This is a genomic window from Acidobacteriota bacterium (assembly GCA_004299485.1).
Taxonomy (GTDB): domain Bacteria; phylum Acidobacteriota; class Terriglobia; order Terriglobales; family SCQP01; genus SCQP01.
Window position 1 is genome coordinate 83,178 of the sequence record SCQP01000002.1, and the last position, 14,597, is coordinate 97,774.

Annotated in this window: 17 protein-coding genes; 2 read left to right on the forward strand and 15 right to left on the reverse strand. The window is 64.1% G+C overall.

Annotated features, from left to right (window positions below; translation table 11 throughout):
* The first annotated feature begins 61 nt into the window (after positions 1–61).
* A complete protein-coding gene (locus EPN33_03230) occupies positions 62–1,885 on the forward strand; it encodes a tetratricopeptide repeat protein (GenBank protein ID TAN23842.1) in 1,824 nt (607 codons plus the stop codon).
* 6 nt (positions 1,886–1,891) lie between these two features.
* Here the strand turns inward: EPN33_03230 and EPN33_03235 are convergent, their stop codons facing one another.
* Positions 1,892–3,214 (reverse strand): amidohydrolase family protein, encoded by a 1,323-nt coding sequence (locus tag EPN33_03235; protein ID TAN23843.1) that lies wholly within the window; start codon positions 3,212–3,214, stop codon positions 1,892–1,894.
* 56 nt (positions 3,215–3,270) lie between these two features.
* Between EPN33_03235 and EPN33_03240 the strand changes: the two genes are divergently transcribed.
* Positions 3,271–3,705: a DoxX family protein gene (locus EPN33_03240; GenBank protein TAN23844.1), complete on the forward strand. Its 435-nt coding sequence runs from the start codon at positions 3,271–3,273 to the stop codon at positions 3,703–3,705.
* Positions 3,706–3,986: 281 nt separating this feature from the next.
* Here EPN33_03240 and EPN33_03245 read toward each other — a convergent pair whose 3' ends face one another.
* The 14 genes from EPN33_03245 to EPN33_03310 form a co-directional block, all read right to left on the reverse strand.
* The gene (locus EPN33_03245) at positions 3,987–5,024 is read right to left on the reverse strand and encodes a HoxN/HupN/NixA family nickel/cobalt transporter (GenBank protein TAN23845.1); all 1,038 of its coding nucleotides are present in this window, start codon (positions 5,022–5,024) and stop codon (positions 3,987–3,989) included.
* A complete protein-coding gene (gene hypB, locus EPN33_03250) occupies positions 5,021–5,689 on the reverse strand; it encodes a hydrogenase accessory protein HypB (GenBank protein ID TAN23846.1) in 669 nt (222 codons plus the stop codon). The genes EPN33_03245 and hypB overlap by 4 nt, the downstream gene beginning before the upstream one ends.
* Positions 5,634–6,023 (reverse strand): hydrogenase maturation nickel metallochaperone HypA, encoded by a 390-nt coding sequence (locus EPN33_03255; protein ID TAN23847.1) that lies wholly within the window; start codon positions 6,021–6,023, stop codon positions 5,634–5,636. Before EPN33_03255 ends, hypB begins: the two co-directional genes overlap by 56 nt.
* A 10-nt stretch (positions 6,024–6,033) precedes the next feature.
* Positions 6,034–6,648, reverse strand: coding sequence for a hydrogenase maturation protease (locus EPN33_03260; protein TAN23848.1), 615 nt, complete (start codon positions 6,646–6,648; stop codon positions 6,034–6,036).
* The gene (locus EPN33_03265) at positions 6,645–7,631 is read right to left on the reverse strand and encodes a hypothetical protein (protein ID TAN23849.1); all 987 of its coding nucleotides are present in this window, start codon (positions 7,629–7,631) and stop codon (positions 6,645–6,647) included. Before EPN33_03265 ends, EPN33_03260 begins: the two co-directional genes overlap by 4 nt.
* Positions 7,628–8,284: a hypothetical protein gene (locus EPN33_03270; GenBank protein TAN23850.1), complete on the reverse strand. Its 657-nt coding sequence runs from the start codon at positions 8,282–8,284 to the stop codon at positions 7,628–7,630. The genes EPN33_03265 and EPN33_03270 overlap by 4 nt, the downstream gene beginning before the upstream one ends.
* On the reverse strand, positions 8,277–8,963 hold the full coding sequence (locus EPN33_03275; GenBank protein ID TAN23851.1) for a hypothetical protein: 687 nt from the start codon (positions 8,961–8,963) through the stop codon (positions 8,277–8,279). Before EPN33_03275 ends, EPN33_03270 begins: the two co-directional genes overlap by 8 nt.
* Positions 8,964–8,966: 3 nt before the next feature.
* Positions 8,967–9,299: a hypothetical protein gene (locus EPN33_03280; GenBank protein ID TAN23852.1), complete on the reverse strand. Its 333-nt coding sequence runs from the start codon at positions 9,297–9,299 to the stop codon at positions 8,967–8,969.
* Positions 9,300–9,352: 53 nt separating this feature from the next.
* A complete protein-coding gene (locus EPN33_03285; protein TAN23853.1) occupies positions 9,353–9,649 on the reverse strand; it encodes a hypothetical protein in 297 nt (98 codons plus the stop codon).
* Positions 9,639–11,423 carry a hydrogenase gene (locus EPN33_03290; protein ID TAN23854.1) on the reverse strand — a complete coding sequence of 595 codons (1,785 nt, stop codon included), beginning with the start codon at positions 11,421–11,423 and terminating at the stop codon, positions 9,639–9,641. The genes EPN33_03285 and EPN33_03290 overlap by 11 nt, the downstream gene beginning before the upstream one ends.
* Positions 11,424–11,434: 11 nt before the next feature.
* The gene (locus EPN33_03295) at positions 11,435–12,496 is read right to left on the reverse strand and encodes a hydrogenase expression protein HypE (GenBank protein TAN23855.1); all 1,062 of its coding nucleotides are present in this window, start codon (positions 12,494–12,496) and stop codon (positions 11,435–11,437) included.
* A gap of 113 nt (positions 12,497–12,609) precedes the next feature.
* Complete coding sequence (gene hypE, locus EPN33_03300) at positions 12,610–13,698, reverse strand: hydrogenase expression/formation protein HypE (protein TAN23856.1); 1,089 nt, start codon at positions 13,696–13,698, stop codon at positions 12,610–12,612.
* A gap of 284 nt (positions 13,699–13,982) precedes the next feature.
* On the reverse strand, positions 13,983–14,252 hold the full coding sequence (locus EPN33_03305) for a hypothetical protein (GenBank protein TAN23857.1): 270 nt from the start codon (positions 14,250–14,252) through the stop codon (positions 13,983–13,985).
* Positions 14,224–14,541, reverse strand: a complete 318-nt coding sequence (locus tag EPN33_03310) for a hypothetical protein (protein ID TAN23858.1) — start codon at positions 14,539–14,541, stop codon at positions 14,224–14,226. Before EPN33_03310 ends, EPN33_03305 begins: the two co-directional genes overlap by 29 nt.
* Positions 14,542–14,597 lie beyond the last annotated feature (56 nt).

Here is a 14,597-nt window from a genome sequence, read left to right on the forward strand (position 1 = left end):
TGAGGGTCGAATTTTGCACAGGGGTGAAATCCGGCATGGGGTTAACTATAATGGCACCCTCATGAGAGTAGGAAGGTACAAAGCGGTGCTGGTTGTGGCACTACTGGTGGGCGTTGCAGTTTCGGCGACTCCGCCCAACGGCAGTTTGAAAAAAGCCACAGCGGCGGCCGAGGCGGGTCAGCTCGACAAGGCGTATTTGCTGGCGAAGCAGGAAGCGGAAGCGCATCCGCAAAATCAGGAGCTGCGCGCCGCGAGCGAGCTGCTGCGCGCGCGTGTGGTTTTGACTCATCTGCAGAGCGGCCGCGCGCTGGCGGATGCGGGCAAGCATAGCGAGGCGGCGGCGCAGTATCGCGCAGCGCTGGAGATCGATCCGGCGAGCGCGGATGCGCGCGCGGGGCTGGCGGCGCAGTACGCGGCGCAATATCCCGCGGCTACTTCTCCGAAACCGATCCCGATTGCGATGCGCGTGGAGCGAGCGGCGCCACCGATCAATCTGCTGCCGAAGACGAGACGGCAATCGTTTCATTTCCGCACCGGCTTGCGGCACGTGATCGCACAGATCGCCAGCGCCTATGGGCTGTCCGCGCTGGTCGCCAACGACGTTCCGAATACGAACATTCATCTGGATGTGACCGACGCCACCTTTGCGCAGGCGATGACTGCGCTGCGGGCGGTGAGCGGACTAAGCTGGATTCCGCTTGACACCCACACGTTGTATGTAGGAACGGAAGGCGAGCTGCACGACCTGCAGCCGTTTGCACAGCGCACGTATTACCTGCCGTGGGTTCCCAGCACCGCGGACTTGCAGCAGATCAGCAACGTGGTGCGCACCATGCTGGGCGTGCAGGACATTACGGTTGCCAGCGCCGATCAGGCGTTGGTGTTGCGCGCCCGGCCCGAGCAGCTCGATGCGGTCGAGAAGCTGTTGCTGGATATGCGCGGCCAGCCGGGCGAGGTGCTCTTGCAGGTGCGCATTGTCGAGCTGAACGCCACCACCTCGCACGCACTGGGGGTGTCGATACCGAGCCAGTTCACCATGTTTGCGCTGGGGCCGTTACTGTCGCAGCTTCAGCAGAGCGGCGGGCTGTCGCAGAACATCCTCAATCTATTTCAGCAGGGCGGACTCAACGCGGTGCTGAATTCCGGGCTGCTATCCCCGAGCGCGCTGGCAGGAGCGCAGTCGTTGCTGCCGACGCTACTGAAGAATCCATTTGTGGTGTTTGGCGGCGGAGCGACACTGATGGCACTTTCGGTGCCCAATCTTACGGCCAGCCTCAACCAGTCGAGCAACAGCACGGCGACGCTCGAAACGGCGCTGCTGCGCGCCAATAGCGGTCAGCCGGCGGAGCTGCAAATCGGCGAGAAATTTCCGGTCATCAACGCCTCGTTTGCGCCGATATCCCTGAATCCGGCGCTGGAGAAAATCATCGGCAGCAACACCTTTCGCGAGCCGTTTCCGTCGTTCACGTTTGAAAATATAGGTCTGGACGCAAAGGTAACGCCATTTGTCGCTGCGAACGGCAATATCCGCCTGCAAATGGACATCACCGCCAGCGCGCTGACCGGCGCGACCAATAACGATATTCCGATTATCGGAAACCGCCATCTCACGACGGCGGTGAACCTGAAAGACAATGACCCGGTGCTGGTGGCCGGGCTGTTGAACCGGCAGGAAATGCGCTCGCTGGCTGGGCTGCCGGGGCTTTCGGCGCTGCCCGGCTTTGGACGGCTGTTCTCAACCGAGAATCTGCAGACCGGCAACGATCAGTTGGCGTTGATCATTACGCCGCATCTGGTGCGACTGCCGGAGCATCAATCGAGCGCGACCTGGCTGCCGTCGAACTTCGGCAGCGCCACCGGACTGCGCGGAGCGGGCAATCACTAGGTCTGGTTACATCGCCTCGTTCTTGTAGACTTTGCCGCCTTTCATCACGAACTGGACGTGTTCCAGCAGCTTGATGTTCTGGAGCGGGTTGCCCCTGACGCCGACGATATCGGCGTATTTGCCCACGTCGAGCGAACCGAGATCTTTGGCGTCGCGGACGAGTTCAGCGCCGTTGATGGTTCCGGCTTGAATGGCCTCGATCGGTGACATGCCGAAGTGCACCATCCAGTAAAATTCCTGACTTTGGGTGCCGTGCGGGAAGGGGCCGACATCGGACCCCATGGCCATGGGCACGCCTGCGGCCAGTTGTTTGCGAAACTCGCGCGCTTTGTATTCGACCAAGGGATCGGGACCACCGGGGCCACCGAGGGCTTTACTGTGAAAAGCAATGAAGACGGTGAAGGTGGGCACGGCGAAGATATGCTTCTGGACCATGAGTTTCATGGTCTCGGGAGAGAGTTGCGTGGCGTGTTCGATGGAGGCCACGCCGGCCTGGGCGGCGAAGAGCGTGCCGGGCTCGCCCTGATCATGCACGCAGACGAAGGTGCCGAGGCGCGCGGCCTCTTGCACGGCTGCGGCGAGTTGCGGCTCAGTGAATTGGTACGGCGTATGGAAGACGCCGTTGTGGAATTCGTCGTGGCCAGTCTCGTAAATTTTGACGAAGGTTGAGCCTTCATAATGCTGCCGGCGGATGGTCTCGATGAGTTGGGTGGTACCGGTCACCATGTCGGCGTTTTGCGGAATGATGATGGCAGGGTTGTAGCCGTAGATGGCTTCGTGGCCGCCGATGATGGAGATAGCCATGCCGGAAACCCAGAGGCGCGGGCCGGGGATGGCGCCGTCGTTGATCATCCGGCGCAGCGCGGTATCGGCGTTGCCGGCGCCTTCGGTGCCCATATCTTTTTCGGTCGTGAAGCCCGCCATGAGGTCCTGCTTCGCCTGGATGGTGGCGATGATAGTGCGCAGGGCGACGGACTCATGAATCGTCTGTCCGGCCTCGTCGGGCGCGTGGCCGGGCGCCATGGGGTGCAGGAACATGTGCACGTGGCTATCAATCAGGCCCGGCAGCAGAGTGAGGTTGCCGAGATTGAGCACTTTCACGCCGGCCGGGGCAGTCACGTTGGCGCCGAGGGCGGCGATGCGGCCATTTTCGACCAGGATGCGGGCAGGCCGCGTGTACTGGCCATTGTGGACGTTGAGCATGGCCGCGGCCTCGACCAGCACCGGCGGCGGAGGCGCAGGGGTTTGGAGAAATTGCGCCCCGGCCATCCCGGAGCCGGTAAGGACTAAGGCGGCAGTCAGACAGAGTGCGAGGGTGCGGGTACGCATGTCGCGTAGTATGAGCCGAATCGGCCTCCAGCTTCAACTTCTGTTAGAGTCATTCCATGGCCGCTGCCAGCATTGCCGATCGCTTCCGCCCGGTGGGCCTGACGCTATTGCGTCTGACGACTGGGGTAGTGTTTCTGTATCACGGGTTGGCAAAGGTCAATGACTTTCACCAGTGGACGCAGAACTTTACCCACATGGGCTTCCCGGGAGGCGTGGCCTATTTTATTGGACCGCTGGAGGTGGTCGGCGGCATTCTGCTAATCCTGGGGCTTTTTAGCCGCGTGTTCGGATTGCTGCTGGCGGGGGAGATGCTGACGGCGCTGCTCAAGGTGCATTTGCCGGCGACGAAAATCACGAATGTCCCGGGGCTCAATCCGCCTATGATGCTGTCGGCGATGGCGTTCGTCATCTTCTGTTACGGCGGCGGGCCGGTGTCGCTGGACCGGCTGCGCTCGGGCCGTCCGCGGGCGAAAAAGGCTGCGGCCGGTTAAAGCGGGAATACCAGGCGTGCAGGCCGAAATAGTGGTCGCGGTGAAAAAACAACACTATTGTTGTTAGATTTTGAAGTGTTCGGCGCGATCGGCAAGTAAAGCGTCCGCGTTTGCAGCAGAAAGAGCGGACTAAGCAAAGGCGCCGGGTTCAAGGGGACGCCGGCGCCGCAGTCACCAAAGCCACCGCAGCAGCATCTGACGCTCGCGCACCCGAAATACGCTTGCGCTGTGTAGAAGCGCGAACAAGAGCGTCAGAATGGCGGCAGACCGCACCACAGCGGCTATAGGATGGCGCGCGGCGAGGGGGAATTGTCAAGCGGTCCGGCGGTGTCGAGGCGCTGCCACTTGTAGATGGCGATGGCGATGAGCCAGCTCACGACGAACAGGCCGATGATGGCGTAGCCGACGGTTCCGAAGTGTTGGTTGATGGTGCCGAGGGCGGCCCAGAAGCGGCCGCCGAGATGCATCTCATTGCCAAACAGGCCGAGAGCCTCGACGCCGCCGACCGCGAGGGCCACGAGAGCGGAAATCGCGGTGATGGTCAGGTTGTAAAAGAGCTTGCGGACCGGTTTGGCGAAGGCCCAGCCGTAGGCGCCTACCATGAGGACACCGTCGGAACTATCGACCAGGGCCATGCCGGCGGTGAACAGGGCGGGGAAGACCAGCACGGCGGTAAGCGACAGGCCTTTGGCGGCTTCGGCGGCGGCGATGCCGAGCAGGCCGATTTCGGTTGCGGTATCGAAGCCGAGGCCGAACAGCAAGCCGAGCGGATACATGCCGAGGCTGGAGCGGATCATGCCGAACATGGGACGGAACAGGCGCGCGAGGATGCCTCCGCCGGCAGTAAGCAGCGAGACGTCTTCTTCCTGGTAGCTGCCACCGGCACGGACGCGGCGAAAGGCGCGGTGTACGGAATGCCAGACCATGAGGTTCACGACGGCGATGGCGAACAGAAACAGCGCCGAGAGCGAAGTGCCCACTACACCACCGATAACTTGCAGCTCGCCTATACGCCCTTGCAGCGCGAGGGTGGCGCCGGCGATGGCGCCAGCGCCGATAAAGACCACCGTCGAATGGCCGAGGGAGAACCACATGCCCACGGTTACGGGCTGCTGGCGTTCCTGCATGAGCTTGCGGGTGACGTTGTCGATGGCAGCGATGTGATCGGCATCGACGGCATGGCGTAAGCCGAGGCTGTAGGCGACGAGGGCCGTTCCGAGGAGCACGGGATAGTGACGGAAGACAACGACGGCCCAGACCCAGGCGGCGAGGTTGCCGGCAACGAGACCGGCGTACAGGGTGCGGATGCGAGGTTTCATGCGGTCGTGCCCGCACCGACCATCAGGTGCTCGAGCGCAGGCAACCCGGCGCCGCTGCGCGCCGAGACTTCGCAGATGCGCATGCCCGGGCGGACAGCCTCGATGTTGCGACGCAACAGGGCGAGATCGCAGCCGGCCGGTTCGGCCAGATCCAGCTTGGTGATAACAGCGACGTCGGCCGTGTTGAAGATGGTGGGATATTTGAGCGGCTTGTCTTCGCCTTCGGTGACGGAGGCGAGTACCAGGCGCAGGTCTTCGCCGAGATCGTAGCCGGAGGGACAGACGAGGTTGCCGACATTTTCGATCAGCAGGAGATTGAGCGCGTTCAGGTCCCAGTCAGCAAGAGCGGCATCGATCATGCGGGCTTCGAGATGGCAGAGAGTTCCGGTGTTGATCTGTCGGACAGGGGCGCCGGCGCCGGCGAGGCGGCGGGCATCGTTTTCGGTGGCGAGATCACCGACCAAGGTGGCGACGCACGCGCGCTGGCGCAAGCGCGGCAGCAGAGCCTGCAGGAGCGTGGTTTTGCCGGCGCCGGGGCTGGAGACGAGGCTGACGACGCGCACGCCAGCGGCGTGAAAGCGCTCGCGCAGGGCGCGGGCACGCATGTCGTTATCGCGCAGCAGATTGCGCCGGACTTCGATGATGCGGGGGAGCGTGGGTGGCATCGTCATCTTCGACCTCCAATCCAATAATTTCCAGCTCGCGGCTGCCGGCCGCTTCGACCACCAGGCGCGTGCCAGCGAGGGGGGTATCCGCGCTGGCGAGCTCATAGGCGAAGCTGAGGGCGTCGGCGCTCACGCCGGCGAGAGAGCCGATGCGGAGGTGAATGGCGCGGAGGCGGAGGCCGCCGCGGGCGGTGCACTCCTCCTGCACGCCGTCGAGCAGGCTCATGGCGAGAGAGAGCTCGTGCATTACATCGAGTAGATTTTCAGTTCGCGGCGGATATCGGGGCCGAATTTGTAAAATCCAAACGCCACGAGGCCTAACAGGAGCGGCCATTTGAGCTTCTTCATGGGGTGGTTACCTCCTGGAGATGGGATGCGAGCAATTCCTGGATCATTGCCTCCGTCATGGCGCAGGCGCGCGGCAGGGCGGCGGCAACGGGCGGGCTGAGCGGGGGGCGATTGTCGAAGACGGGCTCCAGCGAGAGCGGTTCACAACCGATCAGGAACATGGGCGGAAGCGCAACCATGGTTTGGCGCGCGAGGGAACGCAGGTGTTCAATGCCGACACTGTGGGGATTGAGCGAGGCTGGTGGCTCGCCACTATTTGCCCTGGTCGCTCCCGTTGGTCGCTGGGAGTGCGGGCTTCGATGCCCGGCAGGGTCCGCCCGCTGGCGCTCAGGGCTCCTCCAAGCTGCCGCCACCGGCTCGGGTTCGTCGTCGAGCGTGATGCGGTACAGCGTTCCGGGCAGTAGGCCGCGGCTGACAGCGTCGAGGACGATCACCGCGGTCCAGTCAGCGTCCAGCAGGTAGGCTAATTCGAGGCAGCGGATGCCGAAGTCCCGGACGGCGACCTCAGCCGGCAAGGCATGCTTCGTCAGCGCCTGCGCGGCTTCGCAGCCGAAGGCATCATCGCCGAGGAAAATATTGCCGATGCCGGCAATGAGGATACGGGCGTTCACAGGGGCTCAACTTCGCTGAGGCTGAAGAAGAAACGGTGACCAGATTGGCGGGCGTCGCCGAGGTCGGCGCCGGGGTCGTCCTCGGCTACCACGGCGAGATGGACCGCACCTTCAAGATCCTGTTCGATGGCCTGGATATGAGCGAGCTTGCCGGCGAGAAGCGAGCTGAAAAGATCGGCACCGGGACGGGGATGAAGGCGAACACGGTCGCCGGCGCGGAGCTGACGCCCATTGCAAAAAACGGATTGCGGCGGCTGGGCAAAAGGATCCCAGGGGGCGACAGCCCCACCGTGCAATTCGGGAGGAGGGCCGGGCTCGCAGCGATCAAGAATGGCAGCGGCGGTGCCGCCGGCGGCACGGATTTCGGCCTTTTCGGCTGCGCTCAGGGTCATTACGCGCAGGGTGAGCAGTTCGTCCATTTCAGTTGAATCACAAAAGTTGCCGGTGCTTTGCGGCGCGATGCCGGCCCAGTCTGCGAGGATGATCGGGGCAGCCAAGACGAGATCGCGCGCGCCGGGCACGCCCACGAGGACGGGATAGACGCCGCGGCTTTGGCACGCGGCAGCGGCATCGGCGAAGGCCGGCGGAGGGTCCTGGGCGGAGATGAATTGGCCGCGATCCAGAGCGCAGCGCAGTTGCGCCGAAAGCATCGGCTCCCGGCCCGGGTTGCGCGCGGTGGCGGTGAGGCGCCAGAGGTCTGGCGCAAGGGCCGCAAGATGCGTTTCAAGGAAGTCAGAAGACTCGGTCTGCACGATGGTGTCGCCGTCGAGGAAGACCACACGGACGGCGGCCATGGGAAACTCGGCGCATTCGATCAGGATTTCCAGATGCAGTTCGCTGGGTTCGCCTTCAGTGCCGGGAGGGTAGAGGGTGCCGAAGTTCCAGCGGTGTTGATTCTTGAGGGCGCTGGGGCGATAGGGATAAAGGACGTGGCCCTCGTGGAGCACGGTGGTGGCCAAAGGCTCGAAGGCTTTCCAGTTCATGCAGCGGCCTCTGTTATTGGTCGCGAGCTCCCGGCCTCACTCGGCGCTGGTGCGCCTCGCAAGGCCGCCCGCTCTTCTCGCCCGCATAGCTCCGCGGCGGGGGCCCCTACGCCCCGCCGCTGCGCTGTCGGTCGTGGATCGCCAGGGTAGAGAGTGCGAATGGCGGCTTTCCAGGCGGCGACGGGCATGGCATAACGGGCCTCGAGATCCCAGGGGATGGGGACGGCTTCGAGGCCCGAAGCGGCCTGGATGAGGACGATGCCGCTGAACTGGGCGTCGATGGGGACGGCGCCGTCGGCTAGGGACTGGCAGTATTGCGTGGCGGCAAGAGAGAGATCGAGCGAGCAGGGAAGGAGCACGTCGCTGACGGTGGTTCCGGTAAAACCGGAGATCATGGTGACGACGTGTTGCCAGAGAAAAGGCCGCAGGGTCTGGTCCCAGCGGTCGGGAGCGGTGAAAAGAGGAAACAGGTGATCCGCTTCGGCGGCGGTGTAGCGGCGGCGGGCGGGCTCGATCTGGAGCTGGCAGCGGAGCCAGATGGCGTGAACGGGTTCGGGGCTGGCGTTGACGGCGCGCAGCTTCATACGCAGAGTGGGCGTGAGCGCATGCTCGACGGGCTCGAAGCCTTCGATGAAGAAGCGCAGCTCAGGCACGGCTTGCCCCGCCGCGCAATTCGGCGCAAAGGTTATGCACGTGGCGGCGGACTTCGGATCCGCCGGAAAAGCCCGACCAGGCCGAACGTACCAAACCGGCGAGGCGATAGCACTGATCGATGGGAGTGATAAAGAGTTGATGCGGGCGTTCCATGTAGTTGAGCAGCAGGGCTTCGAGGCCGGGCCGGAGGGATTGCAGTTCGGGGTGGCGCGAGCAGATGGAAATCCAGAGGTCGGCGTCGAGGGGCGCGGTGACGATACCGCCAGGACTGGGATAGCGAATGTCCATCGATGGCGCGGGCCCCAGCGCGGCTGCGCCGCGCGTCCCGCTTGGGCTGGCGCGGGGCCGTGGGCCCGTGATCCCCAGCCCGGCGCCAGCCTTTCCCGTGATGAAGGCGAGCTTGACCGGGATCATGAGGCTGGCCCACTCGAGGGGGTCGAGATCGAAGCCGAGTAGATAACGGGAATCGCGGGGCACGCGGCGCAAGGGCTGGCCTTCGCGGTCGAACAGGAGCGCGCAGGCAATGCAGGAACAACTTAACGCGCCGGTCGAAAACTCGACCACGTGCTCGTGGCGTTCGGCCAGCGGCTGGGCACAAAACTCACAGCGGCTCGCCTCGGCGCGGGCCGGCGGGCGAGCGCGGATGCGCTGGAGAGCGGCCATGGCGCCAGCGGTCATGGCTCAGGCCGGCGGCAGGTGCGGCATGCGGTGGTCGACGGCATCGTGCAGCAGCGGATTTATGGAGGTCGCGCTGCGGGCGTGACGGGCTAGGCCGACCCGGCCTTTTTCCTGAGTTTTGAGCGACCACTCTTCACCCTTGCTGGTGCCGGGGGTGTGGGAGGGAGTGTCGATGCGGACGTATTGGCGGGCGACACGGACGCCGGCGATTTCGGCTTCGAAATTGTCGTGGGCGTGCTTTTCGCGGCGGCGCAGACCGCCTTCATGCAGCTCGAGGATATGTGCTGCCAGCTTTTCGCGGGTGCGGTCGTTGCGGCGGGGATTGAGAGAAGGCATGGGAGCTCCAAAAGTATTTCAGTATTTCAGTAGGTCAGTATGTCAGTTAAGGCTCAGAGGGTGAGCGTGGCCAGAGGGACGAAATCTCCTTGAGGGACGGGCGGGCGTGTGGGCTGGGGGAAAGGCAGGCTGTGCAGCTCGAGGAGGGCGGCTACGGAAGCCTCGCGGCGCCAGGCGGCGAGGAGGGCCTCGATGTGAGGGGCTTCGGCGGCGGCCTGGAGCATGGCGGCGAGGGCTTCGGCGTGGAACTCCAGGACCATGCGGAGGAGCTCGAGGACGTCGGAGCGCAAGGCCGGGTCCGGAATCGCTTCGCAGCGGGCGACCAGAGATTCGATACGTTCACTTTCCATGGCCAAAGAAGGGGGAGTGCTGCACCTCGAGGGTGCGGCCGTTGCCGAGGTACATGTGGACGCCGCAGGGCAGACAGGGATCGAAGCTGCGGACGGCACGCATGATGTCGATGCCTTTGAATTTATCGGGGCCGTTCTCCTCGAAGATGGGCGTGTTCTGGACCGCGTCCTCGTAGGGTCCGGCCGTGCCCAGGCTGTCGCGCGGGCTGGCGTTCCAGGGTGTGGGCGGATAGGGATGATAGTTGGCGATTTTGCCGCCGCGGATCACCACATGATGGCTGAGGACGCCGCGGACAGCTTCATGAAAGCCGCAGCCGATGGCTTCGTCGGGAACGGTGAAGGGCGACCAGGTGCGGTTGTCGCCGCCCAGCAGCGTGGCCATGGCTTTGTCGTAGAAAAACAGCGCCATGGCAGCGGAGTAGGCCTGGAAGTACGTACGGGCGCGGTCGCGCTCGATGGCGTTCGACCACTTGGGTGGCTTCCATTCGAAGGTGGTCTCGGGCAGCTCGGCGGTGCGCGGCAGGTTGATTTTGATGATGCCGTTGGCGGCTTCAACGTAGCCGGTATGGACGAGGCCTTGCAGGGCGGTGGACCACAAGCGGGCGATGGGACCGCCGCCAGTGTCGAGGGCGAGGTGCTCGCCGGTCTTTTTGTCAAACCAGCGTGGCGACATCACCCAGGTGTAGTTGCCTTCGAAGTTGCGTTTCTGCGGGCGCGGCGTGGTGGTTTGGTTCCAGGGATGGCGCTGGTCGATGGGGTTGCCGAGGGGATCGTGGCTAACGTAGGTTTTCTGATTGGCCCAGTCGTCGTAGAAGGAATGGCCGAGCAGGATGCGGATGCCGAGGTTGATGTCGACGAGATCGCCGGTGACCAGCTTGCCGTCCACGATGACGCCGGGGGAGACGAACATGTGATGGCCCCACTGCGACATGGTTTCGTAGCGGTAATCGCAATGGTCGGGATTGTTCCAGGCGCCCCAGCAGCCGAGCAGGACGCGGCGCTGGCCGACTTTTTCATAGCCCGGCATGGCTTCATAGATGAAGTTGAACAGGTCGTCGTGCAGGGGCACCACGCGCTTCATGAAGCTGACGTACTTGAGCAGGCGCGAAAGGTAGTCGGTGAACAACTGCGGCGTCGCCACGGTGCCGACGCCACCGGGATAGAGCGTCGAAGGATGGACGTGGCGGCCCTCCATGAGGCAGAACATTTCGCGCGTGAGGCGGCTTTTTTCGAGGGACTCGCGGTAGAAGGCGCCGGTAAACGGATTCAGGCTGCGCATGATGTCGGCGATGGTGTGGAAGCCGTGTACTTTGGCTTGCGGAGATTCGGTCTTTTCGGCCTTGGCCCAGACGCTGGGATTGGTCTGCTTGATCATCTCTTCGCAGAAATCGACGCCGACCATGTTGTCCTGGTACAGGCAGTGGTCGAACATGTACTCGGCAGCTTCGCCGAGATTGACGATCCATTCGCCCAGGGGAGGCGGCTTGACGCCGAAGGCCATGTTCTGGGCGTAGTTGGCGCAGGTGGCGTGATTGTCGCCGCAGATGCCGCAGATGCGGCTGGTGATGAAGTGGGCGTCGCGCGGATCTTTGCCCTTCATGAAGACGCTGTAGCCGCGGAAGACCGAGCTGGTGGAGTGGCATTCGGCCACTTGCTTTTTGGCGAAGTCGATCTTGGTGTAGATGCCGAGGTTGCCGACGATGCGGGTGATGGGATCGAAGTTGACTTCGACGAGGTGATTAGGTTTGGCGGGAGGGTTGGGGGTGGTCGCCATCGGAGTTCTCCTTAGAAACGGGCGGCGTCCTGGTAACCGGTGGTGAGAGCCGGTCCGCGATGGCGCCATTTGGGTTCCTGATTGCCGCTGATGTTGGTGACGCTGCGGAGGGTGCGGATCATGCGGCCGTAGCCGGCGCCGGCCATGACGGAGACGCTGGAGCCGGGCGGCTCATCCATAAAGGGCATGAATTTGTCGGGGAAGCCGGGCATGGTGCAAGTCATGCAGATGCCGCCGACGTTGGGACAGCCGCCGATGCCATCCATCCAGCCGCGCTTGGGAACGTTGCAGTTGACGACCGGGCCCCAGCAGCCGAGCTTGACCAGACATTTGGGCGAGCCGTACTCGTTCGCAAAGTCGGATTGCTCGTAGTAGCCAGCGCGGTCACAGCCCTCGTGCACGGTTTTGCCAAACAGCCAGGTGGGGCGCAGCTTGGCGTCGAGCGGAATGATCGGGGCAAGGCCGGCGAGCTCGTAGAGAAGGTAGGTGAGCGTCTCCATGAAATTGTCGGGCTGCACCGGACAGCCGGGGACGTTGACGATGGGCAGGCCGGCAGCGGAGCGGAAGTCCCAGCCGAGGTAGTCGGCGAGACCCATGCAGCCGGTGGGGTTGCCCGCCATGGCGTGAATGCCTCCGTAGGTGGCGCAGGTGCCGATGGCGACGATGGCGGCGGCGTTGGGCGCGAGGTGATCGAGCCAGGCGGTGGTGAGGATGGGCTGGTGGGTTTCCAGATCTTCGCCCCAGGCGGCCCAGTAGCCTTCATCATGAGTTTCTTCGTTGGGCACCGAACCTTCCATGACCAGGACGTAAGGTAGCGTGTTTTCGCCACGCCAGGCCTTGCGGAAGGGAACCAGAAATTCCTCGCCTACGGCGGACGCGAGTACCGGATTGTAGAGGTTTACCTTGGGCAGACCGGGAATGCCCTGAAGGACTATATCTTCAATGGCCGGGCGCTGGCCGGCGGTGATGGAGACAGAATCGCCATCGCAGCTCATGCCGGCGGTGATCCAAAGGATGTCGACCTCCTTCACGGGGAGATCGATCTTGGGAGGAAGCGTGGTGGGGGTGGGCATGATACTTGCCACGATTCCTGTACCTGCGTCGGGGATGTCCGCGGGATGAGCGGTTCAGCGTGTCAGCGGTTCAGCCGAATCGGGCGGCGACGGGGGCGGGGGGTGCGCTGGGGTCAGCAGATGCGGGGCAACTGTTCGTGAAAGTGGGTGTCGAGGACGCGGGTGCCACCGACGGAGGTCTGGAGCAGCACCATATCTTTGGGTGAGGCAATGATTTCGCCGATGCGGCAGGCATCCGCACCCAGGGGGTGCTGCTTGAGGGTGGCGAGGGCGCGGCTGGCGTAGTCGGACGAGACGATGGCGACGAGCTTGCCTTCGTTGGCGACGTAGAGGGGGTCGATACCGAGCAGTTCACAGGCAGAGCTGACGGATTCACGGACGGGGATGGCGGATTCGTCGAGTTGCACGCCGACGCCGGAGCGGAGGGCGATTTCGTGCAGGGAGGTAGCGACGCCGCCGCGGGTGGGGTCACGCATGCAGCGCAGCGCGGGGGGTGGGCAGGCGGCGAGGAGCGCGGCCGCGAGGGTGTGCAGGGCAGCGCTATCGCTGGCGATGGTGGTTTCGAACTCGAGGTTTTCGCGCAGCGAGAGGATGGCCATGCCGTGGTCGCCGATGGTGCCGCTGAGCAGGACCACGTCTCCGGGCTGGGCGCGGTTGGCGCCGAGGGAGACGCCTTCGGGAACCCAGCCGACGCCGGTGGTGGTAATAAAGACCTGGTCGCCCTTGCCGTGATTCACTACTTTGGTATCGCCGGTGACAATGGTGACGCCGGCTTGTTCGGCGGCGGCGGCCATGGAATGCACGACGCGGGCGAGGTCGGTGCGGGCGAGGCCTTCTTCGAGGATGAAGGCGGCGGCGAGCCAGAGGGGTTTGGCCCCGCCCATGGCGAGGTCGTTGACGGTGCCGTGGACGGCGAGAGAGCCGATGTCGCCGCCGGGGAAAAAGATGGGGGTGATGACGAAGCTGTCGGTGGTGAGGGCAAGGCGGCCGGCGCCCTGACCGGTTGTCGCAGCCGGCAGCGCCAGCACGGCCTGGTCGTCCATGCGTTCGAGGACGGGGTTGCGGAAGGCGGGTAGAAAGACGTCGTTGATGAGCTGGGCGGTGAGCTTACCGCCGGCGCCGTGGCCAAGGACGATGCGCTCGTGCTCGCGCAAGGGCAGGGGGCAGGAGGCGTTCACGAGGCTAGGTTGGGGGGTGTCCATAGGTCTATCGGTCGCTCGGTCTGTCGGTCTATCAGAGCGGGAGAGTAGGGGGCATGGGTCGGCTGAGGCATCGGCCTTGCGCACCTACGGTGTGCGGCGGGCTGCCCGGGATGGGAACGCACGGCTCCTGTCAGGAACTTACGAGCATTCGGACGCGGAAAGGGGGAAGAAGGTTGGCTGGCCGTGGCATTCTGCTCAGGCGGAATGCGGCGGCAGGGGATAGAGGGCAAGGTCCGGCATGGGGAAGTGCTTGCGGTTGTCGGATACGAGAGTCATCACGTGCGTCACACAGGCGGCAGCGATGGAGGTGTAGGTAGGAGTGAGCGCTCGCTTTCGGCGCGCAGGCGTTCGACAAACGAAGCTGAGCCGCCTTTCAGCTCGCGGTGACGCTTGGACTTCCAGACGACCTTCGCCTTGCGCAGTGCCGCGAGCAGCTTCCGGCGCTGCACCTCGCGTTGTGCCGCTTCGGTCAAAAAGGCGCTTCGCCCGCGCACGCCGACGAGTTGATCTACGTCGGCGAGGGGCTCAGCGGGAAGGACGATGTGGGCGCGGATGCGTTGCTACAACCGTAAACGGCAAGATGTGCTTGGCGATGGCGGCGGAGAACAGGAAGCGGCCCTCGACCGGTCCGGAAAGGCGGACATCTTTGTAGGGCGGTTTGGCTTCGCGGGCCTGCTCGGGGTCGGTTTCAATCCAGTAGGTACGGTCGGAGTCGGGAGCGCCGTCCAGGCCTTTGGCGCGGACGAAGTAGAAGCTTCTGGGGACAATGGTTGCGCCCTGGCGGAAGGCCTTCTGGTAGGGGCTGGCCTTGGCGGGCTCCAGTGCGCCCGCTTCGGTGGACAATGCGCAGCGGGAGCGAGATAGATGGTCCGCGCCTCGGCCTTGGTGCATGTCAGAGT

Coding starts and splice junctions, on each gene's coding strand:
- EPN33_03295 (TAN23855.1), bottom strand. CDS start 12,496: ATGCCCACCCCCACCACGCTTCCTCCCAAGATCGATCTCCCCGTGAAG.
- hypE (TAN23856.1), bottom strand. CDS start 13,698: ATGGACACCCCCCAACCTAGCCTCGTGAACGCCTCCTGCCCCCTGCCC.
- EPN33_03285 (TAN23853.1), bottom strand. CDS start 9,649: ATGGAAAGTGAACGTATCGAATCTCTGGTCGCCCGCTGCGAAGCGATT.
- EPN33_03290 (TAN23854.1), bottom strand. CDS start 11,423: ATGGCGACCACCCCCAACCCTCCCGCCAAACCTAATCACCTCGTCGAA.
- EPN33_03240 (TAN23844.1), top strand. CDS start 3,271: ATGGCCGCTGCCAGCATTGCCGATCGCTTCCGCCCGGTGGGCCTGACG.
- EPN33_03245 (TAN23845.1), bottom strand. CDS start 5,024: ATGAAACCTCGCATCCGCACCCTGTACGCCGGTCTCGTTGCCGGCAAC.
- EPN33_03280 (TAN23852.1), bottom strand. CDS start 9,299: ATGCCTTCTCTCAATCCCCGCCGCAACGACCGCACCCGCGAAAAGCTG.
- EPN33_03265 (TAN23849.1), bottom strand. CDS start 7,631: ATGAACTGGAAAGCCTTCGAGCCTTTGGCCACCACCGTGCTCCACGAG.
- EPN33_03230 (TAN23842.1), top strand. CDS start 62: ATGAGAGTAGGAAGGTACAAAGCGGTGCTGGTTGTGGCACTACTGGTG.
- EPN33_03255 (TAN23847.1), bottom strand. CDS start 6,023: ATGGCCGCTCCTGTTAGGCCTCGTGGCGTTTGGATTTTACAAATTCGG.
- hypB (TAN23846.1), bottom strand. CDS start 5,689: ATGCCACCCACGCTCCCCCGCATCATCGAAGTCCGGCGCAATCTGCTG.
- EPN33_03235 (TAN23843.1), bottom strand. CDS start 3,214: ATGCGTACCCGCACCCTCGCACTCTGTCTGACTGCCGCCTTAGTCCTT.
- EPN33_03275 (TAN23851.1), bottom strand. CDS start 8,963: ATGACCGCTGGCGCCATGGCCGCTCTCCAGCGCATCCGCGCTCGCCCG.